Here is a 26,202-nt window from a genome sequence, read left to right as displayed (position 1 = left end):
ACAGAGTTCAGGGAGTCATTGTTCAAAAGGGCGGGCATTTTAACAGGCTGGCAAGATTCTGCTGCCTTGGATCGACGGTGTGACGTACCACTCGATCTAAATTTGCCGCTTTTGTTACTTTGCCGCAGGATGTGCGGGTATTTGCGACTATTGTGCGCATGGTTTGTATTTGATAAACATTATCATTGGTGGTTGCTAGGCCGCACGTCATAATGCCCGCCGCCAACGAAATCTTGCAGAGTCTAGGGAGCTAGCTTGTCTACGCCTGTCGAACCCTTGCGTTTGCTGCTGCTGGCCGATGCGCCTGAGTGGGCAGCATTGTTGCGCGAGTGCCTGGTGCCGATGGGCGATGGGGCGGTGCTGATCAGTGCGCCCAACTGGGACTCGGTGAGTCGTCTGTTCGAGGACGACCACAGCGCCGTGCTGTTGACCACGCCCAACCTGCAACCCGGCCCGGGGCGGTGCAGCTTGCCGTGCGTGTTGTTGCTGGAACTGGAGCCACTGGTGGCGCCCCTGGGGGTCAGTGACTGGCTGGTCCGTCATGCCATGGACACCGCGACCCTGCGCCGCTGCCTGCGCCATGTGCGCGAGCGCGGTGTGTTGGAAAATACCCTGCAGCGCCTGGCCGAACAAGACCCGCTGACCGGCATCGCCAACCGCCAGGGCTTCCAGACCCTGCTGGCTGCGCGCCTGGCCGACAACGAAGGTCGCGGCCTGGCCCTGGGTCACCTGGACCTCGACAACTTCCGCCACGCCAACGATGCCCTCGGCCACCAGGCCGGCGACCGGTTGATCCTGCAAGTGGTCTCGCGGCTCAAGAGCCAGCTCGAAGCCGGCGACCAGTTGGCACGCCTGGGCAGCGATGAGTTTGCCTTGCTGATCGACACGCGCCGCGCACCCCAGCGTGCCGAATGGATGGCCGAGCGCATCACCGAAGCCATGGCTGAACCGTATTGGGTGGATGGCGAAAGCCTGCTGATCGGCTGTAGCCTGGGCGTCGCGCATGCCCGCGCGCGTGCCGGCGCCGACCCGCTGATGTGGCATGCCCATATCGCCATGCAGCAAGCCAAGGGCACCCAGGGGTGCACCTTTCATATCTTCAACGAGCGCATCAACCGCAACGCCCGCAGCCTGGCCGACCTGGAAAGTGAATTGCGCCGAGCGCTGCGTCGCGACGAGCTGGAACTGCATTACCAACCCCGCCTCGACCTGGACGACGGCCATATCGTCGGTCTCGAAGCGCTGGTGCGTTGGCGCCACGGCGAGCGCGGCCTGTTGCCGCCCAGCGAATTCGTGCCCCTGGCCGAACAGAGTGGGCTGATTGTTCCGCTGGGTTACTGGGTGATTTCCCGGGCCCTGCGCGACATGCAGGACCTGCGCGAACGCGGCCTGCCGCCGCTGCATATGGCGGTCAACCTGTCGTTTCGCCAGTTCCAGGACAGCCAATTGCTTTCGACCCTCAGCCGGCTGATTACCGAGCGCGGGGTGGATGCGCAATGGCTGGAATTCGAGCTGACCGAAACCGCCGTGATGCGCCGCAGTGATTTGGTCAAGCAGACCATGGACGCCCTCGGTCGCCTCGGTGTGCGCTTTTCCCTCGACGACTTCGGCACTGGTTTCTCATCGTTCGTACACCTCAATAGCCTGCCGATCGCCTTGTTGAAAATCGACAAGAGTTTTGTCGGCGGCATGGAAGAGCGCGAAGAAAACCGCAAGCTGGTTCACGCCATGATCAACCTGGCCCACAACCTGAATCTGGAAGTGGTGGCCGAAGGCGTAGAAACCGCGGAGCAGTTGGCGCTGTTGCGTTTGTTTGGTTGCGACCAGGCCCAGGGGTACCTGATCAGCAAGCCGCTGCCGTTGCCGGAGCTGGTGGACTACCTGACGTTTGGCAAGGACCAGCAGGCTTTATTGGGCTAGCTCATCCTCTATTTGCCAACCCGCTCCCACATTTCAACCGCGCAAGACTTCTAGTCGGTCTGCGCGGCATGGAATGAGCGTTGAGCGTCTGGCTCGTGCCGAATCATGCGCTTGATCTTCGCCTCAAACGCCCAGGTCAGGCTCACCGCCGCGCAGGCCAGGCCCAGCGCGAGGCCCCACCACACGCCGGTTGGCCCCCAACCCAGGGTGAAGGCCATCATCCAGGCCGCCGGCGCACCGATCAGCCAATAGCAACCCAGGCCCACCAGAAAGGTGGTCTTGGCGTCCTTGAGCCCACGGATGCAGCCCATGGCGATGGTCTGCACGCCGTCGAACAGTTCGAACCAGGCCGCCACGGCCAGCAGGCTGACGGCGAGCACGATCACCTCGTGGAATGCCGGGTCGTTATGGTCGAGGAATAGCCCGATCAGCGGATCGGAATACAGCCACAGCACCGCGGCAAATCCCAACATCACCGCCGCGCCAAAGCCGATGCCGACACGCCCGGCCATGCGCGCCTGCAGCAGTTGCCCGGCGCCATAGTGCTGGCCGATGCGCATGGTCACCGCGTAGGACATCCCCGCTGGCACCATGAACGCCACCGAGACGATTTGCAGCGCGATCTGATGCGCCGCCAATTGCGTACTGCCCATGGTGCCCATGCACAGCGCTGCAAAGGCAAACAACCCGACTTCCACCGCGTAGGTGCCGCCAATCGGCAGGCCCAGGCGCCATAACTCGCGCAAGTACTGGGTGTTCAGACGCAACAGGCCTGCGCTCAGCGGGTAGGCCGAGTACGCACGGTTGCTGCGGATGTACCCCATCAGCGCCAGCGCCATCCCATTGGCGACGATTGCCGTGACCAGGCCGATGCCCATCAAGCCGAGTTTTGGCAGACCGAACATGCCCTCGATCAGCGCGTGGTTAAGCAGGTAGTTGAGCAGCGTGCCGCCCAGGCTGATCACCATCACCGGTGTGGCCTTGCCGATGGCGCTGGTGAAGCCGCGCAAGGCCATGAAGCTCAGATAGCCGGGCAGGGCGAACGGCAGGATGGTCAGGAATTGTCCTGCCGCGTCCACGTTGGTCTCGGTCTGGCCGAACATCAGCAGCACCGGCTTGAGGTTCCACAGCAGCACCGCCGCCGCCAGGGCCATCAGCCAGGCTAGCCACAGCCCGGCCTGGGTCAGGCGGGTGGCACCGTCGATGTCGCCCGCGCCGTGGCGGATGGCGACCAGGGTGCCCACGGCAGCAATCACGCCGATGCAGAAAATCGCCACGAACGAGTAGCTCGCCGCGCCCAGGCCACCGCCGGCCAGGGCCTCGGGGCTTAGGCGGGCCATCATCAGGGTGTCGGTCAGCACCATCAGCATGTGCGCCAACTGTGAGGCAATTAGCGGCCCCGCCAGCCGCAGAATGGCCCAGAGTTCGGTACGTGCCGGATGTTGGATGATCATCACGCTCAAATGCTCGGAAGGTTCGGAAAAGGCTGATTCTCGGCGCTCTCAGCCCATTGCACAAAGGGATAAAAGCGATTGCTCGCATGATTAAAACTCATGCTTGATTGATTCTGGTAGGGTTTCGGCATTGTGCTGTCGGAGCTTTCCTTATGTCTCGTCGTCTTCCTCCGCTTTATGCCCTGCGGGCCTTTGAAGCCGCTTCCCGGCACAACTCCTTCACCCGTGCAGCGCAGGAACTGTCCATCACTCAAAGTGCGGTGAGCCGGCATATCCGCACCCTTGAAGAGCATTTCGCCTGCCGCCTGTTCCAGCGCAGCGGCCGCAACCTGCAGCTCACCGAGGCCGCGCGCCTGCTGTTACCTGGGGTGCGTGAGGGCTTTGCCGCGTTGGAGCGGGCCTGTCATACCCTCAACGCCGAAGATGACATTTTGCGCATGAAGGCCCCCTCGACCCTGACCATGCGCTGGCTGCTGGCGCGGCTCAGTCGTTTCCGGCATTTGCAGCCGGGCAACGAAGTGCAGCTCACCAGCGCATGGATGAGCGTGGATGAAGTGGATTTCAACCAAGAGCCTTTCGACTGCGCAGTGCTGTTGAGCGACGGGCACTTTCCGGCGGATTGGGACGCCAGTTACCTGTTCCCGGAACTGTTGATTCCAGTCGGTGCGCCCAACTTGTTGAGCGACGGCCCGTGGGACGTCAATCGCCTGGCCAGCGCCGAGTTGCTGCACCCCACGCCCGATCGCCGCGACTGGCGTAGCTGGCTGGAGCGCATGGGGCTGTCTGCCCAGGTGTCGCTCAAGGGCGGGCAGGTGTTCGATACCCTGGAATTGGGCATGATCGCCGCCGCACGGGGTTATGGCGTGTCCATGGGCGATCTGCTGATGGTCGCCGAAGACGTGGCTCAAGGGCGCCTGAGCCTGCCGTGGCCAACCGCTGTCGCCAGTGGGGAAAATTATTACCTGGTGTGGCCGAAAACCCGCCCGGGCGGCGAGCGCCTGCGCCGGCTGGCGGAGTTTCTGCAAGGCGAAGTGCAGGCCATGGTCTTGCCCGTCGTCGAACGTCTCGATTGAAGCGCTTCAGCGTGAGCTAGCAATCGTTTGCGTTTCGCTCAAGTATTGCCAGCGTCCGCCGAAGTAGGTGTGTTGGAATTGTCGTGCACCAACGAATCTCACTAGATAATTTGCCGAGCAACGCTATGAGATCAGGATGATCCTGGCCTCGGCCAGGAGCTGTCATGTCTCAACCTCGTGCTCGGATCGCCTCCCAGTTAGGCCTCGCGTTAGCCGTGATTCTGGCTGTCGTTATCAGCGGCAGTACTGTTTTTGCCTTGCGTTCCCTCGACTCCGCCAACCTCGATACCCGGGAAGAACACCTGGCCAGCGAGGCGCGCCTGCTGGCCGACCAACTCAGTACGTTCCACGGCACCTTGCGCGAGAGCACCCAGCGTTTGAGCGGGCTGTTTGAAAAGCGCTTCAGCGCCGGCTTGAGTGTGCAGGCAGATCAGCCGATCGCCGTGGCCGGTGTGCAAACCCCGAGCCTGTACCTGGGCAAGGTGCTGCTGAACAACAACTTCGATGGCGTCGACGAGTTCAAGCAGATGTCCGGCGGCGTGGCCACGGTGTTCGTGCGCAGCGGCGATGACTTTATCCGTATCAGCACCTCCTTGACCAAGCAGGACGGCAGCCGTGCCATCGGCACCGTGCTGGATCGCCAGGGGCCGGCCTACTCGCGGGTGGTCGGCGGACAGACCTATATAGGCCGCGCCGTGCTGTTCGATCGCTCCTACATGACCCAGTACAGCCCGGTGCGCGACGCCAGCGGCAAGGTTATCGCGGTGCTGTTCATCGGCTTCGATTACACCGATGCGCAGAACGCCCAGTTCGACAACCTCAAACGCTTCCGCATCGGCCAGACCGGTTCGCTGGCGCTGCTCGATGAGCAGAAACACTGGCTGGTGCCGCCGGCCGGGGTGCAGGCGCCGGACCAGTCTGTTGCGGTGATGCTGGACCTGGCCAAGACCCCCGGCAAGGGCCGCTTCTGGAGCGACAAGAACGAAGATTTCTACAGCGTCTCGGTGCCGTTTGACGGCGGCCCCTGGGCGGTAGTGGCGAGCATGCCGAAAGCCGAGATCCGCGCGGTCACGTGGTCGGTGGGCACTCGCCTGGTGATCGGCAGCCTGTTGGCGATGCTGCTGGCGGTGGGCGCGACGGTGTGGTTGTTGCGCAGCAAACTGGCGCCGTTGAGTGACCTGGTACGCCAGGCCGAAGCCTTGGGCGCCGGGGATTTGAGCGCGCGCCTGAACGTGTCCAGTCATGACGAGATAGGCCAACTGGCGCGCAGCTTCAACCAGATGGGTGAAGCGTTGTCGACCATGGTGTCGCACATCCGCAAGGCCGCCGAGGAGGTCAACGGCCGCGCTCAGGCGTTGTCCGGTTTGTCCGGTGGTGCTTATGAGGGCATGGAGCAGCAGTCTGGCGAGATCACCAGCATGGCCGGCGCGGTGGAAGAGTTCAGCGCCACCTCGCTGAACATCGCCGACAACATGGGCAACACCGAACGCTTGGCCCAGGAAAACGCCCAGCAGACGCGCATCGGCCGTAACTCGATGGAGCAGGCGTCGTCGTCCCTGGAGCACATCGCCACCTCCCTGAACAGCACCGCCACGGTGATTAACACCCTCGGCCAGCGCTCCCAGGAAATCGGCGGCATCGTCGGCGTGATCACCTCGATCGCCGAACAGACCAACCTGCTGGCGCTCAACGCTGCCATCGAAGCCGCCCGCGCCGGTGAGCAAGGCCGTGGGTTTGCCGTGGTCGCTGACGAAGTACGCAACCTCGCTTCACGCACCCGCCAGGCCACCGATGAAATTTCCGGGATGATCCAAAGCATCCAGCAGGAAACCGGTAACGCCATCAGCACCATGGAACAGGGCAATGCGCTGATGCAGGAAGGCCTGTCACGCAACGCCGACGTGGCGTCGGCCCTGGCACGCATCGACGAGCAAAGCCGCTCGGCCGGGCAGCAATTCGCCGCGATCACCACCGCCACCCAGGAGCAGAGCAGCACGGCAACGTTGCTGAGCAGCAACCTGCAGAGCATTGCGCTGGCCAACAGCGAGCAACGCGAAGTGGTGTCGAACCTGGCGATTACCGCCAAGGAGCTGGAGACGCTGGCGTCGGGCTTGCGCCAAGAGGTCGATCGGTTTCGTTGAAGGTGCGCCTGGAGCGGCTAGCGCGCGTTGAGCGCGTTCGCCAGGCGCAGCATGGCGGTTTCGATTTCATGGGCGGTCAAGGACGAGTAGCCCAATAGCCATCCCTGTTTCGTGGCGGCACCGGCATACAGCCGGCTGAGGCCGGCCAGTTGCACGCCCGCGTTGGCGGCCTGGCGGATGGTTTTTTCTTCCGACCAACCTTCATGCAGCACGCAAGGGATTTGCAGCCCGCCCTGGGGCCGGCACGCCGTGACCACATCGCCCAGGTGCTTGCCGATGGCGTCGAGCATGATGGCTTGGCGCCCGGCGTAGAGTTTGCGCATCGCACGGACATGGGCGTTGTAATGACCGTCCTCCATAAAGCGCGCCAGCGTCAGTTGCAGGATCTGCGGGGTGTGGCCGTCCATCATGCTGCGCGCGTAGGTGAAGGCCTTGACCAGTTCAGGGGGCAGCACCATGTAGCCCATGCGCAGGCCGGGGAACAGGGTCTTGCTGAAGGTGCCGAGGTACAGCGTGCGCTGATACTTGTCCAGGCCCTGCACACAGGCCGTGGGTTTGCCGTCGTAGTGAAACTCGCTGTCGTAGTCGTCTTCGATGACCCATTTGCCTTTTTCCGCAGCCCAGTTGATCAACTCAAGGCGCCGTTCCAGGGGTAGCGTGGCGCCGGTCGGGTATTGATGCGAGGGCGTGACATACACGCACGTGGCGCCGCTGCGGTCGGCGTGCAGCAGGTCGGTGCGGATGCCCCACTCATCGACATCGATCGGCACGACCTTGGCCTCGGCGGTTTCGAAGGCCTTCCTGGCGCCGTAGTAGCCCGGGTTCTCCAGCAGGATCGGTTTACCGACGTCCACCAACAACTGCGCACACAAAAACAGCGCCTGGCGCGTACTGCTCAGCACCAGGACCTGGTCGGGCGAGCACTTGGCCCCACGCTCAAGGTTCAAATAGGTGGCGATGGCTTTGCGTAATGATTCGGCCCCTTGCGGGTCGCCGTGCAACAGCACGCTGCTGCGATAGTCCTTCATCACCTGGCGCTGCAGGCGCTCCCAGACCTCGGTCGGGAACGAGCGGGTTTCGGGCAGGCCCGTGGCAAATGCCTTGATCACCTGTTGGTCGGCCACGCCGCCGCTGTCGAGGATCATCCGCCCGCGCTGGCTCAAGCCGGCACCGGGAGCCGCCTGGCTGGTTTTGACGGCCTGCGCCTTGATGCGGCGGCGCGAGGCGCCGCGCAATTCGGTGCCGATGGCCTCGCACACGTAACTGCCGGAGCCCTCGCGCCGCACGATAAAACCATCGCGCTGCAACTGCACGTAGGCGTTCTCCACCGTATCGCGCGCGATCCCCAATGACTTCGCCAACACCCGCGTCGCCGGCAGCTTCAGACCGGGTGCCAGCGCGCCATCGAGGATCAAGGCGCGCAGGGCACGTTGAATTCGCTGGTGCAGGCCCAACCGCTGGAATTGCGCATCGTTGAGGCGCATTTGCAGGGTTTCCAGCTCGAAGGTTTTCGCCATGCGGTCTGCCTTGCCTTGAAGAATTGGCTGGTATTGGCAGGCCAGTCTATCCGTAGACTTCGACCTGCGCCACGGCCTTCACGCCGGCCAATGGCCGATCACGCGAGGCTCAACCCCTCGTCTGGCAAGGAGCTAAGTACCTATGTCTTCGTCAATATCGCCGTCGTCGCTGCGCCTGCGCGACCTGTTCCACCCCATCGTGGCCGGGCTGATTTCAGTCATCGTCAATTATGGCGGCACGTTCATTCTGGTCTTCCAGGCCGCCAAGGTGGCGGGGCTGAGTCCCGAGCTGACCGCTTCGTGGGTCTGGTCAGTGTCGATCGGTGTGGGGGTGACCGGGCTGTTTCTCAGTTGGGTGAGCCGTGAGCCGATCATCACCGCCTGGTCGACCCCCGCTGCGGCGTTTCTGGTGGTCGCGCTGTCTGCCACGCCTTACGCCGAGGCGGTCGGCGCGTACATGGTTTCAGCCGTGGCGTTTGTGCTGCTGGGGCTGTCCGGCTGTTTCGAAAAAGTCATCCGGCTGATTCCGCCTGGCATCGCGGCGGCCATGCTGGCGGGAATTCTGCTGCAGTTCGGTATCGGCGCGTTTGGTGGCATGAGCCTCGACCCTGTGTTGGTTGGGTTGCTGATCACCGCTTACGTTGGGCTCAAGCGGTTTACTGCGCGCTACGCCGTGGTCGGGATTCTGGTGCTGGGGCTGGGATTCCTGCTGGTGCAGGGGCGGGTGGACTTGTCGGGCCTGTCCCTGCAACTGGCGGCGCCGGTATTCACCCGGCCCGAGTTTTCGCTCAATGCGTTGCTCAGTGTGGCGCTGCCGCTGTTTCTGATCACGCTAACGGGCCAGTACATGCCGGGCATGCTGGTGTTGCGTAACGATGGCTTCAAGACCAGCGCCAACCCGATCCTGACAGTGACCGGGCTGGGGTCGCTGTTGATGGCGCCGTTCGGCTCGCACGCGTTCAACGTCGCGGCGATCACGGCGGCCATCTGCACGGGCAAGGAAGCCTCGGAGGTCCCGTCCAAGCGCTGGGTCGCCGGGGTTGCGGCTGGTGTGTTCTACATCCTTGTCGGGGTGTTCGGGGTGACGCTGGCCGCCGTATTCATGGCGTTCCCGCCGGCGTTCATCACCACGCTGGCCGGCTTGGCCCTGCTGGGCACCCTCGGCGCCAGCCTGGCCAACGCGATGGCAGACGTCAGGTCGCGTGAAGCCGCGCTGATCACCTTTCTGGCGTGCGCCGCGAACATCACCCTGTTGGGGATCGGTGGGGCGTTTTGGGGGTTGTTGATCGGGTTGGCCGCGTATGCGCTGCTCAACGGCCGCTTGCCCCGTCGTCGTGCGGCGGTTTCCGAGGCGGTGACGATGGCCAAGGAGGCGGCCCAATGATGCGCGCCGAAGCGCAAGCCAGCGCCACCCTGCATGCGCGTCACGGGCGTTACCCGCAGGCCACCAGCGTGGAGGATTTTCGGCGCAATCTGGCGGCCGTACAGCAACGTATCGCCGCTGCCTGCGAGGGGCCGAGGCGCTGGATCGTCGCCTGCACATTGAAGGACGGCAACTGGATGTGTTCGTGCAGGTGAACACCTCCGGGGAAGCCAGCAAATACGGCCTGGTGCCGCACGCCGTCGCGGACTTTCTGCAGGCCCTGCCGGCGTTCCCGGCCTTGCGCGTTCGTGGGCTGATGACGCTGGCGCTGTTCCCGGCCGACATGGCCCGCGTGCGCCCGCGCCATGCCGGATGCCTGCTACTGGCCGAGCGCTGATCACTGATCAACGACCTGATTTTCCCAGCAAGGACCTGTTCATCATGTACGACTCAACATTGACGCTTGAAGCCTTCGACCCGCAGTTGTGTGAGGCGATTCATAACGAGGAGCGCCGCCAGGAAGACCACGTCGAGCTGATCGCTTCCGAAAACTACGCCAGCCCGCTGGTCATGCGCCTCCAGAGCACGGTATTGACCAACAAATACGCCGAGGGCTATCCCGGCAAGCGCTACTACAGCGGGTGCGAATACGTCGATGTGGCCGAGCGCCTGGCCATCGAACGGGTCAAGACCCTGTTCGACTGCGATTACGCCAACGTGCAGCCCCATGCAGGGGCCCAGGCAAACGCTGCGGTGTTCCTGGCCTTGATCAACCCCGGGGATACGGTGATGGGCATGAGCCTGGCCCAGGGCGGTCACCTGACCCACGGCAATCCGTCCAACTTTTCGGGCCGGCATTACCACATCGTGCCTTATGGGCTCGATCCGCAGACGGGCTTGCTCGACTACGACGAGATGGAGCGCATTGCCGTGAAAACGCAGCCGAAGATGCTGATCGGTGGGTTTTCTGCCTACTCGCGGTACAAAGACTGGGCGCGCATGCGGGTGATTGCCGACAAGGTCGGCGCGATTTTCTGGGTCGACATGGCTCACGTCGCCGGGCTGGTCGCTGCTGGCGAATACCCGGACCCGTTGCCGCACGCCCATGTGGTCACCAGCACCACGCACAAGACCTTACGTGGCCCACGGGGCGGGTTGATTTTGTCCAAGGGCCAGGACGCAGCGTTTTACAAAAAGCTCGACTCGGCGGTATTCCCGGGTGTTCAGGGCGGGCCGTTGATGCATCAGATCGCGGCCAAGGCGGTGGCCTTCAAGGAAGCCTTGAGGCCCGAGTTCAAAACCTACCAGGCCCAGGTCGTGGTCAACGCGCGGGCCATGGCGGCCGTGCTGCAGCGGCGCGGTTACACGATTGTCTCGGGTGGCACCGATAACCACATGATGCTGATCGACCTATCCGACCGGCCCTACACCGGCAAAGACGCCGATGCGGGCCTGAGCAACGCCGGCATCACCGCCAACAAGAATTCGGTGCCCAACGATCCGCGCTCACCCTTTGTCACCTCGGGGCTGCGCATCGGCACGCCGGCCGTCACGACCCGCGGTTTCTGCGTGTTCGAGTGCGAGCAACTGGCCGGTTGGCTGTGCGATGTACTCGACGCCCTGGAGCGCGGGGAGAGCGAGAGCGTTGCGCATCAGGTGCGTGAACAGGTGATTGCGCTGTGCCGCCGTCACCCGGTTTATCGCTGATTTTTTATGTCTAAGCGTTGGCGCAGTCGACTTGGCTGGAAGCCGAGGGCCGGTATTGCAAGGCTTCGGCAATGTGGCGGCGACCGATAGTGTCGGCGCGCTCCAGATCCGCCAAAGTGCGGGCGACCTTGAGCAGGCGGTGGGCTGCTCGAAGCGACAGGGTCAAGCGCTCGCAGGCGCTTTCCAGCCAGGCTTCGTCCGGCTTGGACAGCGCACAATGCTGGCGCAACCCCGGTAGATCCAGGAACGCATTGGCGCAGCCCTGGCGCTGATGCTGGCGTTCCCGTGCCTGGGCAACCAGCGCCGAGGCGGTGGACGTGTTGTCGCCGGGCTGCGGGGCTGGGTTCAGCGCGGTGATTTCGCGGGCGACGGTCAGGTGCAGGTCGATCCGGTCCAGCAACGGCCCGGAGAGTTTGTTGCGGTAGCGCTGGATCTGCTCCGGCGTACAGCGACAGCGCGCGCTGGGGTCGCCCATGTAACCGCAAGGGCAGGGGTTCATCGCGGCGACCAGTTGAAAGCGCGCCGGGAAACTCACACGGTCACGTGCGCGGGAGATCACGATATGCCCCGACTCCAGCGGCTCGCGCAAAACCTCCAGCACCTTGCGATCAAACTCCGGCAGCTCGTCCAGGAACAGCACCCCATGGTGGGCCAGGGTGATTTCCCCCGGTTGCGGCTTCGACCCGCCGCCCACCAGCGCCGGGCCGGAGGCCGAGTGGTGCGGCTGGCGAAACGGCCGGTGGGGCCAATGGCTCAATGGCGCCAGGCTGACCACGGATTGAATCGCGGCGACTTCCAGCGCTTCGTGTTCACTCAGCGGCGGTAGCAAACCCGGCAGGCGGCTGGCGAGCAAGGTCTTGCCGGTGCCGGGCGGCCCGCTGAACAATAGGTTATGCGCGCCTGCCGCAGCGATCAGCAGCGCGCGTTTGGCGGCGAGTTGGCCCTGGACTTCGCTGAGGTCCGGGTAGGGCTTGTTCAAGTACAGCAAGCCGTCAGACTTGAAGGGCTCGATCGGTACTTGCCCATTCAGGTGCGCCACCACCTGCAGCAGGTGATCCACTGCAATCACCTTCAACCCGGACGCCAGGCAGGCCTCTTCGGCATTCGCCCGAGGCACGATCACGCTGCGCCCGGCCTTGCGCGCCGCCAGCGCCGCCGGTAACACACCTTTCACCGCGCGTACCTCGCCCGATAGCGCCAATTCCCCCAGGCACTCCACGTCATCGAGCATCAGCGCCGGCACCTGCACGCTTGCCGCGAGAATCCCTAGGGCAATCGCCAGGTCAAAACGCCCGCCGTCCTTGGGCAGGTCGGCGGGTGCGAGGTTGAGGGTGATGCGACGGGCCGGGTATTGCAGCGCTGAATTGAGGATGGCGCTGCGCACGCGGTCCTTGCTTTCCTTGACGGCGGTTTCCGGCAAACCCACCAGCGTGAGCGATGGCAGACCATTGGCCATATGCACTTCGACGCTGACGGCGGGGGCTTCGACGCCGATCTGGGCGCGGCTGTGGACGATGGCGAGGGACATGCTCATTCCTTGAAAGGGCGGGCCGCTTCCTGCGGTTTTTCAAGGGTAGACGAGGTGGGGAAGAGCGAGGCGGGGGAGGTTTTACAGAACGTATCCGGAGAGTGACGCAGAACGAGTGTGTGGGCTGGCGTGCCTGCGATATAGGCGGTTAGGTGTGTCAGAGGGACCGAGTCGATCCCATCGCAGGCAAGCCAGCGCCTACATTGACCGGGGTTTATTCAGCGGCTGCCGGGGTCAACCGCGCTTCCAACTCCGCCACCTTCGCCTCAAGGCTTTCCAGGCGCGCTCGGGTGCGGGCCAGTACCACCATTTGGCTGTCGAATTCTTCCCGGCTGACCAGGTCGAGCTTGCTGAAGCCGCTTTGCAGCAACGCCTTGAACTGGCTTTCGATTTCATTGCGGGGCAGCGGGGTGTCGCCGCTGAACAGGCGGGAGGCGTGGCCGCTCAGGGCGTCGAGGAGGTCTTTGGGCGCGAGCATGGGAAATCTTCCGGAAAACTGTTGGCGGGCAGTGTATCACGCAGCGTCTATAGTCATTTTCACGGACTCACGCGCACGCTTTTCGCGCATGGGGGCGCACGGTGGCGCACCCTTTTCGTGCGCATTGCATTCGCCAGAGGGTCCCGCAGGTGGGCGCAGCTAGGCAAAGGACTGATTTCAATGATTTTTACGGAGCTGGCAAGGTTTCTGCTTAGACGAACATGACCCATGCACTGATGCAGTCGCTGTGACGAATGCAGTGCGCCGACGGATCAGGGGTACAGGTTTCGTCACCAGTGGTTCGCTGGCGTCGTAATGGCAATTGCTCTTGCGACGACGCGTTACAAAGCCAGGCGCTGCGCTTAGACTTGAGACGGGTTTGTTTTCCTGGGGCAAGTCCACCAATTCGGGAGAGAGTTTTCATGAAGCTAGTCACTGCCATCATCAAGCCGTTCAAGTTGGACGATGTACGCGAGTCGTTGTCCGAGATCGGCGTGCAGGGCATTACCGTTACTGAGGTCAAAGGCTTCGGGCGGCAGAAGGGTCACACCGAGCTGTATCGCGGCGCGGAATACGTGGTTGATTTCCTGCCGAAGGTGAAGATTGATGTCGCCATTGACGACAAGGATCTTGACCGGGTTATCGAGGCGATAACCAAGGCTGCCAACACCGGCAAGATCGGTGACGGCAAGATCTTTGTGGTCAATCTGGAACAGGCTATTCGCATCCGTACCGGCGAAACCGATACCGACGCAATCTAAGCCGCCAAACCCCAACGCCCCAGGAGAAAACAATATGACTCTGCGTAAATTCGCAGGGCTCGGAGCCCTGTTGTCCTTTGTAATGCCAAGCCTGGCCTTGGCGGCAGACGAAGTGGCTGCTCCAGTCCTCAATTCCGGTGACACGGCGTGGATGCTCACATCCACCGCGCTCGTGCTGTTCATGACCATTCCCGGCCTGGCGCTGTTCTACGGCGGTATGGTTCGCTCCAAAAATATTCTGTCGGTGATGATGCAGTGCTTCGCCATCACTGGCTTGATCACCATCCTGTGGTTCGTCTACGGCTACAGCATGGCGTTCGATACCACCGGTATGGAAGCGGGCGTCGTCAACTTCAACTCGTTCGTGGGCGGCTTGTCCAAGCTGTTCCTCTCAGGTGTGACCCCGGCCAGCATCACCGGCCCTGCGGCGCTGTTCCCTGAGGCGGTGTTCATCACCTACCAGATGACCTTCGCCATCATCACCCCGGCGCTGATTGTCGGTGCCTTCGCCGAGCGTATGAAGTTCTCCGCGATGCTGATCTTCATGGGCGTTTGGTTCACCCTGGTCTACGCGCCGATTGCTCACATGGTGTGGGGCGGCCCGGGTTCGCTGCTAGGTGACTGGGGCGTGCTGGACTTCGCCGGCGGTACGGTGGTGCATATCAACGCCGGTGTGGCTGGCCTGGTAGCGTGCCTGGTCCTCGGCAAGCGTAAAGGTTTCCCGACCACGCCAATGGCGCCTCACAACCTGGGTTACACCCTGGTGGGTGCGGCCATGCTGTGGGTCGGCTGGTTCGGCTTCAACGCCGGTTCTGCAGCGGCGGCCAACGGCACTGCCGGTATGGCGATGCTGGTGACCCAGATCGCTACTGCCGCCGCCGCACTGGGCTGGATGTTCGCCGAGTGGGTCACCCACGGTAAACCAAGCGCCCTGGGCATCGCCTCGGGTGTGGTGGCGGGCCTTGTGGCTATTACGCCGGCTGCCGGTACCGTGGGCCCGATGGGCGCGCTGATCATCGGCCTGGCGGCGGGTGTGGTGTGCTTCTTCTGCGCCACGACCCTGAAACGCAAACTGGGCTATGACGACTCCCTGGACGCCTTCGGTGTGCACGGTATCGGCGGTATCCTCGGCGCAATCTTGACCGGTGTGTTTGCAGCGCCAGCACTGGGTGGCTTCGGCACCGTGACTGATGTGGCGGCACAGGTCTGGATTCAGTGCAAAGGCGTCGGCTTCACTGTGATCTACACAGCCATCGTGACCTTCATCATCCTCAAGGTGCTGGACATGGTCATGGGCCTGCGGGTTACCGACGAAGAAGAAGCTGTCGGCCTCGACCTGGCGCAACACAACGAACGCGGTTACAACTTGTAAGTAGGCGAAAAAAACATGCCCGGCTTGCCGGGCATTTTTTTGTCTGACGTTTGTCAGTCATGACGCGTGGTGCCGGTTTTTGCGCTGCGTATGTGATGGCGCGCACACGGCACTTTTCCGGATGCGAATGTCTTACAGGCATGTAGGCGTATTCGGCACTTTGTTTTTTCCCTGAGCGCGCTAGAATGCGCGCCGATGGGCGGAGAACTGTATGTGGCAACAGACCCTGATTACCCTGCGGGCCAAGCCCCGGGGCTTTCACCTGGTAACCGACGAGTTGCTGGCCGGCTTGCCTGAATTGAAGGCGTGTCGCGTGGGCCTGTTGCATCTGTGGCTGCAGCATACCTCGGCCTCGTTGACCATCAACGAGAATGCCGATCCGGCGGTTCGTCGTGACTTCGAGCGTTTTTTCAACTCGCTGGTGCCGCAAGGCCGAGCCGGGTTCGAACACAACGACGAAGGCCCGGACGATCTGCCGGCGCACTTCAAGGCCAGTCTCCTGGGCTGCCAGCTGAGTTTGCCGGTCAAGGCCGGCCGCTTGGCGATGGGGACCTGGCAAGGTGTTTATCTGGGCGAGCACCGTGATCATGGCGGTGCTCGTAAAGTCCTCGCCACTTTGCATGGTGATGGGGCATAAGCCATTGGTTATCCGGTGGATGTTGATTTTTTTTCCGGCGACCTTCGACAGAGGGCGAAGCTGGGCTATAACTAATCTGCTTTTCGCAAGTCATGAGGTAGAACATGAGCGACGATGATCTGGAAGACGACCTGGAAGTAGGTGAGGACGACGATACCGAAGAGCTGGAGGCGGTAGCGGAAGACGCTCCTGACGAAGGCGATGACGGTGGCGATGATGCGCCTGCCAAAACAGCCAAAGGCAAGGTCAAGGCCGCAGTTTCGGTCGATGAGCTGCCGAGCGTTGAAGCCAAGAACAAAGAGCGCGATGCGCTGGCCCGTGCGATGGAAGAGTTCCTCGCTAAAGGCGGCAAAGTGCAGGAAGTCGAGGCCAACGTGGTGGCAGACCCGCCCAAGAAACCGGATAACAAGTACGGCAGCCGACCTATTTGAGGTCAGCTTCCCGCTTGCTGAAAAAGCCCGCCGTCGCTGCGGGCTTTTTCATGCCTGAAACAATGTCTATGAGCCAGCGGTGTTGCCGCGACAGCGTTACTGCCAACTGCGGAGCAACGGTGGCAACTCCGTCAGGCTGCGAATCTGCGCATCCGGGTGTTGATCCGCCTCCCAGACCTTGCCCGTCGGGTTGAACCACACCGCGCGCAATCCTGCTTGTTGGGCTCCCGCGATGTCATCCCCCGGATGATCGCCAACATGTACCGCTGCGCTGGCGTCCACGCCACCACGTTGCATCGCTTCCTGAAACAACCGCGCATCCGGCTTGGCGATGCCGAGGTCTTCAGCGCGCAGGGCAAAGTGAAAGTAGTCCGCCAGGCCCACACGCTGCACGTCCGCGTTGCCGTTAGTGATCACCCCCAGCAAGAAGTGCTTGCGCAGCGCTTGCAGCATCGGCTCGGCTTCGGGGAATACGGTGAGCTGGTGGCGTGCATGAATGAACGCTTCAAAGCACACATCGGCCATTTCCTCGGCTTGCGGCTGCGGGTAGCCCGCTTCTTCGAAGGCGTACATCAATACGCGGTGGCGCAGCACGCTGATGCGGTGTTTGAGTTCGGGATGGCGTTCCAGCACGTGCTGGCGAAGGCTGGCGAAATGCTCCAGGGGCAGTTCGCCGACCTTGGCGGCGTGGGTGGCCAGCCATTCGCGCATTGACGCTTCGGCGCTGATGATGACGGGTACGTTGTCCCAGAGGGTGTCGTCCAGGTCGAAGGTGATCAGCTTGATACTCATGAGTCGCCGCCCTTGATGCGTTTGGCCCGTGGATGGGCGCTGTCGTACACCGTTGCCAGGTGTTGGAAATCCAGGTGGGTGTAGATCTGCGTGGTTTTGATATCGGAGTGGCCGAGCAGTTCCTGCACCGCGCGCAGGTCTTGGGACGACTCCAGCAAATGGCTGGCAAACGAGTGCCGCAGCATGTGCGGATGCAGGTTCTGCCCCAGCTCGCGCTCGCCGGCCGCCTTGACCCGCAGCTGAATCGCCCGCGGGCCCAGGCGCCGGCCCTGCTGGCTGACAAACACGGCGTCGTCCGCCGGGTTGGTCAGTGCGCGCAGGGGCAGCCACAGTTGCAAGGCTTCCCGGGCTTTTCTACCCACCGGCAGCACGCGGGTCTTGCTGCCCTTGCCGAGCACTTGCACCAGGCCGTCGGCCAGGTCGAGTTGATCAAGGTTCAGCCCGGTCAGTTCCGACAGACGCAGGCCCGAAGAATAGAACAGCTCCAGGATCGCCTGGTCGCGATGGGCCAGGAAATCATCCTCGACGGCGCCATCGAGCAATTGCAGGGCGCGGTCGGTGTCGAGAGTCTTGGGCAGCCGCCGCTCGCCCTTGGGCGGGGCCAGGCCATTGGCCGGGTCGTGATCGCACAGGCCTTCGCGGTTGAGGTAGTGATACAGGCCGCGCACCGCCGATAGCAGGCGTGCCAGGCTGCGGGAAGATTGGCCCTGCTGGTGCAGGCGCGCGATCAGGCTGCGCAGCCCCTGGATATCCAGGGCTTTCCAACTGGGGATTTGCTGCTTTTCGCAGTAGGCCAGAACCTTGTTCAAGTCCCGTCGGTAGGCTTCCAGGGTGTGGGGCGACACCTGGCGCTCGCTGCGCAGGTGAGCGCAGTAAGCGTCCAGTTGCCGTTCCATGGTTAGCGCACCGCGCGCAGGGCGGTGGTGAAACGCGGTAGTACGCGGCCCAGCACTTCGGCGATGTAGGTCAGGAACAGCGTGCCCACCGAGCTTTTGTAGTGCGCAGGATCACGGCTGGCGATGGCCAGTACCCCATGCAGGCCCTGATGGCTGAGGGCAACCACCGCGGTAGAGCCGATCTGCTGGCGCTGCTCGGCGCCAAACAAAAAGTCCAACTCATGTTCGCGCAAGGTGCCGCTGATAGTCTTGCCTTCGGAAAGCAGGCCGCCAATCGCCGTTTGCGCTTCGCCGCCGCTGACCCAGCGGCCTACCTGCATCGGGTTGTCGCTGAACAGGATCAGGCTGACGAAGGGCACCTGGAAGTCCTGGCGCAGGCTGTCTTCCACAGCGATCACCGTTTCTTCCAGGCTGGTGGCGTCCATCAGCGTCAGAATCAGGCGCCGGGTCTTGTCGAACAGGCGGTCGTTATCGCGGGCTACGTCCATCAAGTGCGAGAGCCGATGGCGCATTTCGATGTTGCGCTCGCGCAGGATCTTCATCTGCCGCTCCACCAGCGACACTGTATCGCCACGCTGGTGGGGGATGCGCAGGGCCGGCAGCAGTTCTTCGTGCTCGACGAAGAAGTCCGGATTAGCCTCAAGGTACGCCGCGACAGCAGCGGCCTCCAGGCTGACGCTCGGGGATGCTTGTGCGGGTACTTGAGGCTTATCGGTCATTTGCTTGGCTCACTCATAGACGGACCTGTCCTTCGTATACGCGCATGGCCGGCCCGGTCATCATCACCGGGTGGCCGGGGCCTGCCCATTCGATGGACAAGCGTCCGCCGGGCAGGTCGATCAGCAGCGGCGAATCCATCCACCCCTGGCTGATCGCGGCCACGGCAGCGGCGCAAGCACCGGTGCCGCAGGCCTGGGTTTCACCGGCGCCGCGCTCCCATACACGCAATTGCGCGCGGGAGCGGTCGATCACCTGCAGGAAGCCCACATTGACCCGTGCCGGAAAGCGCGGGTGATGTTCGATCTTCGGCCCCAGCTCATGCACCGGCGCGCTATTGATGTCATCGACGCGCAGCACCGCATGGGGGTTGCCCATGGACACGGCCGCCAATTCGACAGCCTGGCCGTCGACGTCAACGGTGTAGCAGGTGGCCTGCTCGGCGGCCTGGAACGGAATATCCGCCGGCACCAGGCGTGGCGCGCCCATGTTGACGCTGATCTGGCCGTCGCTGCGGACATCCAGCTCGATCACGCCGCTCTTGGTCTCGACGCGAATCTGCCGCTTGGCGGTCAGGCGCTTGTCCAGCACAAAGCGGGCGAAGCAGCGCGCACCGTTGCCGCACTGTTCCACTTCGGAACCGTCGGAGTTGAAGATCCGGTAACGGAAATCCACCTCCGGGTTGCTGGGCGCCTCAACGATCAGCAACTGGTCGAAACCGATGCCGGTATGGCGGTCGCCCCACTGTTTAGCGTGCTTGGGCAGAATGTGCGCATGCTGGCTGACCAGGTCAAGGACCATGAAGTCATTGCCCAGCCCGTGCATCTTGGTAAAACGCAACAGCATGGCTTACTCCGGCAGCAGGCTTTCGCCAGCATACAACTCGGCTACCGTCTCGCGGCGACGCACTTCAAACGCTTGATCACCGTCCACCAGCACCTCGGCGGCACGTCCGCGGGTGTTGTAGTTGGAACTCATGACAAACCCGTAGGCACCAGCCGAATGAATGGCCAGCAGGTCGCCTTCTTCCAGGGCCAGTTGACGATCCTTGGCCAGGAAGTCGCCGGTTTCGCAGATCGGGCCGACGACGTCATAGGCGCGCGCTTCGCTGTCGCGAGGCGTTACGGCAGTGACATTCATCCAGGCCTGGTACAGCGCCGGGCGGATCAGGTCGTTCATCGCCGCGTCGACGATGGCGAAATCCTTGTACTCGGTGTGCTTGAGGTACTCGACCTGGGTCAGCAGCACGCCGGCGTTGGCGACGATGTAGCGGCCCGGCTCGAACATCAGCGTCAGGTCGCGGCCTTCCAGGCGTTCGCGCACGGCCTTGATGTAGTCGCCGATCAGCGGCGGCTCTTCATCGCGATACTGCACGCCCACGCCGCCACCGAGGTCGATGTGCTGCAGGTAGATGCCGCACTCGCCGAGGCGGTCGGTCAGCGCCAGCAGGCGGTCGAGGGCATCCAGGAACGGAGGCAGGGTGGTGAGTTGCGAGCCGATATGGCAGTCGACACCCAGCACTTCCAGGTTCGGCAGTTGGGCGGCGCGGATGTACACGTCCTCGGCGTCGGCGATGGCGATGCCGAACTTGTTCTCTTTGAGACCGGTGGAAATGTACGGGTGGGTGCCGGCGTCGACGTCCGGGTTGACGCGCAGGGAGATCGGCGCGCGAACGCCCATCTCGGCAGCGACGACTTGCAGGCGCTCCAGTTCGTCGGTGGATTCGACGTTGAAGCAATGCACGCCGACTTCCAGGGCGCGGCGCATGTCTTCGCGGCTCTTGCCGACGCCGGAGAAGACGATTTTGTCAGCCTGGCCGCCAGCGGCCAGAACCCGTTCCAGCTCGCCACGGGAGACAATGTCGAAACCGGCGCCCAGACGCGCCAGGACATTGAGCACGCCCAGGTTGGAGTTGGCCTTGACCGCGTAGCACACCAGGTGCGGCACGCCGTTCAACGGGTCGGTGAAGGCGCGATATTGGGCTTCGATATGCGCGCGCGAGTACACATAGGTCGGGGTGCCAAAGCGCTCGGCAATTGCGGACAGCGCCACGCCTTCCGCGAACAGCTCGCCGTTCCGGTAGTTAAAAGCGTCCATGGGTTTCCCTTAGTAAGTGTCGTGCTTGTGCGCTTTTTGTGGTTTCTGCGACGATTGCGCCTGTTCATTTGGGTCTTTGCTGTCATCAGGCAGGTACAGCGGGCCTTTTTGACCACAGGCACTAACGAGGCAAGCGACCGCGACGAGCGCAGCAAGGGAAGAGATCAGGCGCTTCATGGCGAAATCCTTGAATATGCATTAATTGCGCCCGAGTATACCGACCACCCGCCAGCTTGCCTATGCACCGAAATACCCGTCCGGCGGGGGTTTGCCGAGACAGTAGCGAAGCGGCTTACGGTAGTCGGGGATATTTCTTACCGTCATCGGTAACGAACTCGGTATCCTTTGCAATCGGCGGAGCGCGACCGTATCGTGCGGCGCTTGAGCAAAACCAGACACTTTTGAGGTTGCCGCAATGAGTTTGACCGAAGCCCGTTTTCACGACCTGGTGGATTCGACCCAGCACGCGCTGGAAGATATTTTCGACGAGAGCGGCCTGGATGTGGACCTGGAAAACTCGGCCGGGGTGCTGACCGTCAAGTTCGAGAACGGCACTCAACTGATCTTCAGTCGCCAGGAACCGTTGCGCCAACTGTGGCTGGCGGCACGCTCCGGCGGTTTTCACTTCGATTACAACGAAGAAGACCGCAATTGGCAGTGCGACACCAGCGATGAGCTGCTCAGCGAAATGCTCGCGCGCATCACGCTGGAACAGGCCGGCGTCGAGTTGGGCTTCGATGAGCTGAACCCCGACGAGAACTGATCGTGAACCAGTCAGCGCCTGTACGTCCGCCCAAGCCGTTGTTCAGTAATGTCAGCGCGGCGGTGCCGTCACCTTGTATCAGCTTGTGTCGGCTGGACGAGCAAAAAGTCTGCCTTGGCTGCTTTCGCCATGTGGAAGACATCCGTGAATGGCGCTCCGCCGACGATCAGCGGCGGCGAGTGATCGTGGCCCAAGCCGAGCGGCGCAAAGTCGCGCCTTGAGCCCTTCTTGTTTATTTACGGTGCTGTGGTAGTGTCCGGGTACACCTCAACTCATCGAGGTCCGTGAGAACCCCGCCTTTTCCTGGCGGGGTTTTGCTTTTTTGTGCAGAAAAAAGGAGTCTGCCTGAATCATGACCGCACCTTCCATCATTCTTACCCGTCTCGACGTGCAGCGTCTTGAGCAACTGATCGACCGTGTCGGCGAAAACTCGCCGGGCGTAGAAGCCCTGCAACACGAACTCGACCGCGCCGAAGAAGTGGTTGGCCACGATGAAGTGCCTGCAGATGTCGTGACCATGAACTCCAGCGTGCATTGCCGCGAGCAAGGCAGCGGGAAGGACTATCACCTGACCCTGGTTTACCCCAAGGATGCGAATGCCGACGCAGGCAAGATTTCGATCCTGGCGCCGGTGGGCAGCGCGTTGCTCGGCCTCAAAGTGGGCCAGCACATCGACTGGCCTGCGCCCGGCGGCAAAACCCTCAAGCTCGAACTGCTCAGTGTAGAAAACCAGCCCAAAGACGGCGGTGCGTTCTCGCTCTAGGTCCGGCTCAGCGCTTCATTGAGCGCCTGTTCCAGCTCGGCCTTGTAACGCAGGTACAAATTGCTCGGGCTGTGCACATCACCGAGCAGACCCGACAGGTCCAGATCAGTGATATAGCAGCGGTAGCGCTCGGTTTCCCGGCGCTGCCCGACGATCTCCTGGGCGACCACTGCAAACAGCTGGTCGCCAAACTCCAGTTCGGAAAATTCCCGCTGATTGCAGTACAGGGTAATCCCCACCTGGCCCGGCGTCGCCTTGCCGATAATCGCCTGCACGTCATAAAACGGCTTGTTGGCCGGGTTTTGCGGCGCCGGCCGAGACTCGATGCTGCGTGCGCGGTTGCTGCCCGATGGCAGCAGTTGGTAATACAGGGTTTGCACCGCGCCCAGCGGTTCTTGCGGGTCCACGGGCGACAACGCGTCCCGGCGATAGATGATCGACTGCAGAAAGCGCTGCAACGGCGCCAACAGGCTCTGTTCATCGTGGAACGGCAAGCGTTGTTGCCAGAGCGCATTGAACTCATCCAGCACGTACAGCTCGGCGAAGCCTTCGTTGACCCGGTAAAACACCTGCACGCAATTGGCCATTCCCATCGGTAGCAGCAGCGCCAGGTCGTGGTCTTCCAGGGCCATCGCGTCCAGGTGCAATGGGCTGTAGCTGGCCAGTTCTTCGCTGAGGTAGGCGATCAGCGCGTCCTGCGTCGCCAGTGATACGTGGGTAGCCTGGCCTGGCATCAGCTCCATCACGTGATAGTGCTGCTGCACCTGCAGCAGGTAGCGATGGTTGCCCTGGCCCAGCAGCAGGTTCTGCGCGGTGTCGAAGATTTCTTCCACGCGCCGGGCAATGAACTGCGCGCGGTTGTGGCAGAAGCAGCGCACCCGCAGGCGTGGAAGGTGGTCCGACGGCAATTGGTTGAGGTAGTCGCGCAGGCAATCGAGCAGGGCATGGGGGCCGTCGTAGCGACTGACCATCACCTCGTTCCAACTGTTGAGCGTGACCTGATCGAGGGTCAGCACCAGGTTGTCACGCACGCCGGCGTAACTCAGCGAGTCGGTGCGCTCGGTGGTCATCAGGATGTTCAGGTCGCGGTGGTGCTTGAGCGGGTCGACGCCGACGTTGATCAGCAGCAACACCTCTTCCGGCACCGCCGAGCGCAGCAGACGATCTTCATCGACGCTGGCCAGGGGCAGGGCGATGGTCTGTTGCAGGCTGCCCAGCAGGTTGAACAGTTCGAATTCGGTCATGTCGCTGACGCCCGGGTGCAGCGCTAGGCGGGTGCTGCTGTCGATCACGCCGTTGCGGTGGCACCAGGTGAGCATTTCCAGCAGGTCGCGGCTGCGCTTGATCGGCGCGAAGTGCTCCGATTCCAGAGCGGTGAGGCTGCCGTTGTATAGCCCCCAATGATGCTGGTCTGGTTCCTTGCGGTTGGGGGATTGCACCAGGGTTAGGGTGTCTTCGGCCAGGTCCGGGGCGATGCCGGGGTTGATGAACTCGACCTTGCCAGCCTTGCGTTCAAACGCCGCATAGAGACGGCGGCCAAGCACATTGAGGTCGCGCTTATTGATCAGGCTGACGGTCTGCTCGGTGCGGGCGAACTGGGTCAGGAAGCGATAGCTGTAGTTCAGCTCATTGACCAGGGCGCGTCGCTCGGAGGCCACCTGGCGCACTTTCCACTGGCTGCGGCTGTCGAGCAGGGCCAGTTGACGCGGGTCCCAGCCCCATTCACGGGCCAGGCGCTCCAGCAACAGGTGCTGCCAGCCGAGGGTGCGCTGGCCGGCGCTGAGCTTGCGGTTGACCTTCAAATACAGTGCGCGCCTTACCAGTTCCAGGCGTTCCGGCTCGTTGCGCGCGTTGAGGTACTCCTCGATGCGGCGATAGACCACGACATACGGGTCCAGCTCGTCCAGGTCCATCTTGTTGGCGAACACCGCCCGTTTGAAGCGCAGGCTCAGGCACTGCACATTCGGGTGCTCGCTGGCGTAGACCTCGGTCAGCAGCAGCTTGAGCAGCGACTTGTAGGGCGATTCGATGCCCTTGAACAGTTGCCACAGCCCGGCGCCAATGAATTCGCCGGGTGGGATGCGCGCCAGATGACCGAGGTCGAGGGTTTCATCGGCGCGAATAAAGCGTTTGGAAATCAGCGTGTGGGTGAACTCGGCGTAGCGGATTTCTTCGTACACCGGCACCAGCCACCAGATCGGCGTGCGGCCGGCGAGCCAGATCGCGGTGCGATAGAACTCATCCAGCAACAAATAGTGCTGGGTTGTGCCGCAGTCGTCGGAGCTCAGTTGTGTGTCGCGCTCGCCCAATACAAAACGGCTCGGCTCGATCAGGAAAAAATGCGCTTCGGCACCCATGCTCAGAGCCCAGGCTTCGAGTAACTGGCATTTCTTGCGCAGCTCGACCAGTTCGTTCTCGCCCAGGTCGGGGGCGTGACATACCCACACGTCCATGTCGCTTTGATCGGCCTGGGCCAGGGTGCCGAGGCTGCCCATCAGGAACAGGCCATGGATCGGCTGCGGCGGTTTGCCGTGGCGCGGTTTGTAGGAAAACGAACGGGTCAGGCGTTGGGCTTCGCTCAGGGCCTGGGCGTCGGGTTCGAAATTCGACAGCCCGGCCGGGGTGCTGCCTGACACGTAACCGGGCAACAGCGGGTGATTAACGTGAAAAAACAGCGGCAGCAGGGTCAATACGCTTTGCTGACGCGGCGTCAGCCCTTCGATGGCCCTGGCCATACGCCCTTCGTTCAGCGCCATGAAGCGCGCGCGCAACTGGGCCAGCACCTTGCGGTCGATGCCTTCGTCCAAGTCGGGGCGGATTTCATGGGTGCGGGTCATGTCGAACTCGGTGGCGCGCAAGGCCCGACATGGGCGGCCGTGTAGGAGTTTACAGTCAGAAGCGTAGGAGGTTTAGAGGGGGAAGCGCTTTTTGGCGTCAGAATTTTATCCAGTCCACGGCAACGCCCTAGGAATCCGCGGCAGGCGGACCCCATGGGCGATATCCGGAATCAGGCAGCTTCTTTGGTCGTGGTGGTGGTCAGGATGGTCAGCAGGGATTGGGCTTGTTCTGCGGCGTCCCGGCCAAGGCTGGTCAGGTAGCCTCCGTCCGGTTGGTCGATCAGTTTTTTCTCGAACAGGCGTTTGGCGGCGGCGATAGCGGTCGGTGCGGCAGTCTGATGGACTTTCAGACCTTCCTGGGAGCTGCCCAGGTTGAAGAGTGCAAGGATTTCCAGTTCGGCAACCAACTCAGGGGTATACGACATAGGGACTCCAGACTTTCTAAGAATTTGTTAGAGGCTAGCAGGCCCTAAGGTGAACGTACTTTGGCGGGCTGTCCAGTGGGAAACTCGCGGGTGTTGATATGGCGCAGTGTTGTGGCGAGGAAGCACGCTTCCCTGCCACGCAGGCGGCCGGTTCAGGCGTTTTCAGGCGGCAGTTCGGGCAGCGCGCGCAAGGCTGTTTCATACCAGTCGGTATCGAAGGCGCGGTCTTCGTCGAGCATCTTGTCGATTTCCACTGCCAGCACATGGGCCATCAGATTCAAAATCTCTTCGCGCTCGTAACCCACCAGCGTCAGCTTGTTGAACGTGGCCTTGGCGGCAGGCGGATTGTCGCTTTCGATCTGGTTTTCGATGGCCTGGGTCAGCGTGCTTTCGGTGAACTCTTCTTCGTCGTTGTCGATATCGGTCGGCTCGCTCATGGCAGGCTCCTCAAGGAAAGGGCGCCAGTCTACCTCCATTCAGGCAGGTGATGCTGCTAGCCAGGTTGGTCGGGCGGATCTATAACTCATGCA

General features: G+C 62.4%; 25 protein-coding genes and 1 pseudogene. 13 read left to right on the top strand and 13 right to left on the bottom strand.

All coding sequences use genetic code 11. From position 1 onward, the window contains the following. Positions 1-255 precede the first annotated feature (255 nt). Complete coding sequence (locus tag P3S72_RS29555; protein ID WP_276195434.1) at positions 256-1,920, top strand: bifunctional diguanylate cyclase/phosphodiesterase; 1,665 nt, start codon at positions 256-258, stop codon at positions 1,918-1,920. A 50-nt stretch (positions 1,921-1,970) separates the two neighbouring features. On the opposite strand, the gene P3S72_RS29550 is transcribed toward P3S72_RS29555, so the two are convergent. After that, on the bottom strand, positions 1,971-3,374 hold the full coding sequence (locus P3S72_RS29550; protein WP_276195433.1) for a NorM family multidrug efflux MATE transporter: 1,404 nt from the start codon (positions 3,372-3,374) through the stop codon (positions 1,971-1,973). Between the two features lie 152 nt (positions 3,375-3,526). On the opposite strand from P3S72_RS29550, the gene P3S72_RS29545 reads away from it, so the two are divergent. Further along, complete coding sequence (locus tag P3S72_RS29545) at positions 3,527-4,447, top strand: LysR substrate-binding domain-containing protein (protein WP_276195432.1); 921 nt, start codon at positions 3,527-3,529, stop codon at positions 4,445-4,447. A 164-nt stretch (positions 4,448-4,611) separates the two neighbouring features. Continuing rightward, entirely contained in the window at positions 4,612-6,588 is a 1,977-nt protein-coding gene (locus tag P3S72_RS29540; RefSeq protein ID WP_276195431.1) for a methyl-accepting chemotaxis protein, read from the top strand. A gap of 17 nt (positions 6,589-6,605) precedes the next feature. On the opposite strand, the gene P3S72_RS29535 is transcribed toward P3S72_RS29540, so the two are convergent. After that, positions 6,606-8,105 carry a PLP-dependent aminotransferase family protein gene (locus P3S72_RS29535; RefSeq protein WP_276195430.1) on the bottom strand — a complete coding sequence of 500 codons (1,500 nt, stop codon included), beginning with the start codon at positions 8,103-8,105 and terminating at the stop codon, positions 6,606-6,608. Between the two features lie 142 nt (positions 8,106-8,247). On the opposite strand from P3S72_RS29535, the gene P3S72_RS29530 reads away from it, so the two are divergent. The 3 genes and pseudogenes from P3S72_RS29530 (at position 8,248) to glyA (ending at position 11,175) form a co-directional block, all read left to right on the top strand. Further along, a complete protein-coding gene (locus tag P3S72_RS29530; RefSeq protein WP_276195429.1) occupies positions 8,248-9,489 on the top strand; it encodes a benzoate/H(+) symporter BenE family transporter in 1,242 nt (413 codons plus the stop codon). Next, positions 9,489-9,829 (top strand): annotated as a pseudogene (locus tag P3S72_RS29525) (alanine racemase); the annotation flags it as partial. The gene P3S72_RS29530 and the pseudogene P3S72_RS29525, both read left to right, overlap by 1 nt. Positions 9,830-9,909: 80 nt before the next feature. Then, positions 9,910-11,175 (top strand): serine hydroxymethyltransferase, encoded by a 1,266-nt coding sequence (gene glyA, locus P3S72_RS29520; protein ID WP_276195428.1) that lies wholly within the window; start codon positions 9,910-9,912, stop codon positions 11,173-11,175. A 10-nt stretch (positions 11,176-11,185) separates the two neighbouring features. Here the strand turns inward: glyA and P3S72_RS29515 are convergent, their stop codons facing one another. Then, positions 11,186-12,703: a YifB family Mg chelatase-like AAA ATPase gene (locus tag P3S72_RS29515; protein ID WP_276195427.1), complete on the bottom strand. Its 1,518-nt coding sequence runs from the start codon at positions 12,701-12,703 to the stop codon at positions 11,186-11,188. A gap of 214 nt (positions 12,704-12,917) precedes the next feature. Next, positions 12,918-13,181: an accessory factor UbiK family protein gene (locus P3S72_RS29510; RefSeq protein ID WP_276195426.1), complete on the bottom strand. Its 264-nt coding sequence runs from the start codon at positions 13,179-13,181 to the stop codon at positions 12,918-12,920. 422 nt (positions 13,182-13,603) lie between these two features. Between P3S72_RS29510 and glnK the strand changes: the two genes are divergently transcribed. The 4 genes from glnK to sutA all read left to right on the top strand — a co-directional run bounded on the left by glnK (position 13,604) and on the right by sutA (position 16,382). Continuing rightward, the gene (glnK, locus tag P3S72_RS29505; RefSeq protein WP_002555808.1) at positions 13,604-13,942 is read left to right on the top strand and encodes a P-II family nitrogen regulator; all 339 of its coding nucleotides are present in this window, start codon (positions 13,604-13,606) and stop codon (positions 13,940-13,942) included. A gap of 34 nt (positions 13,943-13,976) precedes the next feature. Beyond that, complete coding sequence (locus P3S72_RS29500) at positions 13,977-15,314, top strand: ammonium transporter (RefSeq protein WP_276195415.1); 1,338 nt, start codon at positions 13,977-13,979, stop codon at positions 15,312-15,314. Positions 15,315-15,525: 211 nt separating this feature from the next. Next, the gene (locus P3S72_RS29495; RefSeq protein WP_017845176.1) at positions 15,526-15,951 is read left to right on the top strand and encodes a secondary thiamine-phosphate synthase enzyme YjbQ; all 426 of its coding nucleotides are present in this window, start codon (positions 15,526-15,528) and stop codon (positions 15,949-15,951) included. Positions 15,952-16,055: 104 nt separating this feature from the next. Beyond that, positions 16,056-16,382 (top strand): transcriptional regulator SutA, encoded by a 327-nt coding sequence (gene sutA / locus P3S72_RS29490; RefSeq protein ID WP_247406754.1) that lies wholly within the window; start codon positions 16,056-16,058, stop codon positions 16,380-16,382. Between the two features lie 96 nt (positions 16,383-16,478). On the opposite strand, the gene P3S72_RS29485 is transcribed toward sutA, so the two are convergent. The 6 genes from P3S72_RS29485 to P3S72_RS29460 are packed head-to-tail and all read right to left on the bottom strand — an operon-like array spanning position 16,479 to position 21,061. After that, on the bottom strand, positions 16,479-17,174 hold the full coding sequence (locus tag P3S72_RS29485; protein WP_276195414.1) for an HAD-IA family hydrolase: 696 nt from the start codon (positions 17,172-17,174) through the stop codon (positions 16,479-16,481). Next, on the bottom strand, positions 17,171-18,070 hold the full coding sequence (xerC, locus tag P3S72_RS29480) for a tyrosine recombinase XerC (protein ID WP_046381665.1): 900 nt from the start codon (positions 18,068-18,070) through the stop codon (positions 17,171-17,173). The genes P3S72_RS29485 and xerC overlap by 4 nt, the downstream gene beginning before the upstream one ends. 2 nt (positions 18,071-18,072) lie before the next feature. After that, the gene (locus tag P3S72_RS29475) at positions 18,073-18,789 is read right to left on the bottom strand and encodes a DUF484 family protein (protein ID WP_276195413.1); all 717 of its coding nucleotides are present in this window, start codon (positions 18,787-18,789) and stop codon (positions 18,073-18,075) included. A gap of 13 nt (positions 18,790-18,802) precedes the next feature. Beyond that, entirely contained in the window at positions 18,803-19,633 is an 831-nt protein-coding gene (gene dapF, locus P3S72_RS29470) for a diaminopimelate epimerase (RefSeq protein WP_276195412.1), read from the bottom strand. Positions 19,634-19,636: 3 nt separating this feature from the next. Next, the gene (lysA, locus tag P3S72_RS29465) at positions 19,637-20,884 is read right to left on the bottom strand and encodes a diaminopimelate decarboxylase (protein WP_276195411.1); all 1,248 of its coding nucleotides are present in this window, start codon (positions 20,882-20,884) and stop codon (positions 19,637-19,639) included. Between the two features lie 9 nt (positions 20,885-20,893). After that, positions 20,894-21,061 carry a lipoprotein gene (locus P3S72_RS29460; protein ID WP_048723727.1) on the bottom strand — a complete coding sequence of 56 codons (168 nt, stop codon included), beginning with the start codon at positions 21,059-21,061 and terminating at the stop codon, positions 20,894-20,896. 238 nt (positions 21,062-21,299) lie between these two features. Here P3S72_RS29460 and cyaY point away from each other — a divergent pair, with 238 nt between their 5' ends. The 3 genes from cyaY (at position 21,300) to rnk (ending at position 22,410) form a co-directional block, all read left to right on the top strand. Then, positions 21,300-21,647, top strand: a complete 348-nt coding sequence (gene cyaY / locus P3S72_RS29455) for an iron donor protein CyaY (protein ID WP_276195410.1) — start codon at positions 21,300-21,302, stop codon at positions 21,645-21,647. Between the two features lie 2 nt (positions 21,648-21,649). After that, positions 21,650-21,868, top strand: coding sequence for a DUF1289 domain-containing protein (locus tag P3S72_RS29450; RefSeq protein ID WP_276195409.1), 219 nt, complete (start codon positions 21,650-21,652; stop codon positions 21,866-21,868). Between the two features lie 131 nt (positions 21,869-21,999). Beyond that, a complete protein-coding gene (gene rnk, locus P3S72_RS29445; protein ID WP_247401875.1) occupies positions 22,000-22,410 on the top strand; it encodes a nucleoside diphosphate kinase regulator in 411 nt (136 codons plus the stop codon). Here rnk and P3S72_RS29440 read toward each other — a convergent pair. The 3 genes from P3S72_RS29440 to P3S72_RS29430 form a co-directional block, all read right to left on the bottom strand. Continuing rightward, positions 22,407-25,247 (bottom strand): class I adenylate cyclase, encoded by a 2,841-nt coding sequence (locus P3S72_RS29440; RefSeq protein ID WP_276195408.1) that lies wholly within the window; start codon positions 25,245-25,247, stop codon positions 22,407-22,409. The genes rnk and P3S72_RS29440 overlap by 4 nt on opposite strands. A gap of 170 nt (positions 25,248-25,417) precedes the next feature. Then, on the bottom strand, positions 25,418-25,672 hold the full coding sequence (locus P3S72_RS29435; protein ID WP_247401881.1) for a TIGR02647 family protein: 255 nt from the start codon (positions 25,670-25,672) through the stop codon (positions 25,418-25,420). Between the two features lie 152 nt (positions 25,673-25,824). Continuing rightward, the gene (locus tag P3S72_RS29430) at positions 25,825-26,109 is read right to left on the bottom strand and encodes a hypothetical protein (protein ID WP_276195407.1); all 285 of its coding nucleotides are present in this window, start codon (positions 26,107-26,109) and stop codon (positions 25,825-25,827) included. Between the last annotated feature and the right edge of the window lie 93 nt (positions 26,110-26,202).

The sequence above is a fragment of the Pseudomonas sp. D3 genome, assembly GCF_029320995.1.
GTDB lineage: Bacteria > Pseudomonadota > Gammaproteobacteria > Pseudomonadales > Pseudomonadaceae > Aquipseudomonas > Aquipseudomonas paraveronii.
The sequence above is the reverse complement of the archived record's forward strand: the minus strand, read 5'-3'. Positions and strand labels throughout refer to the sequence as shown.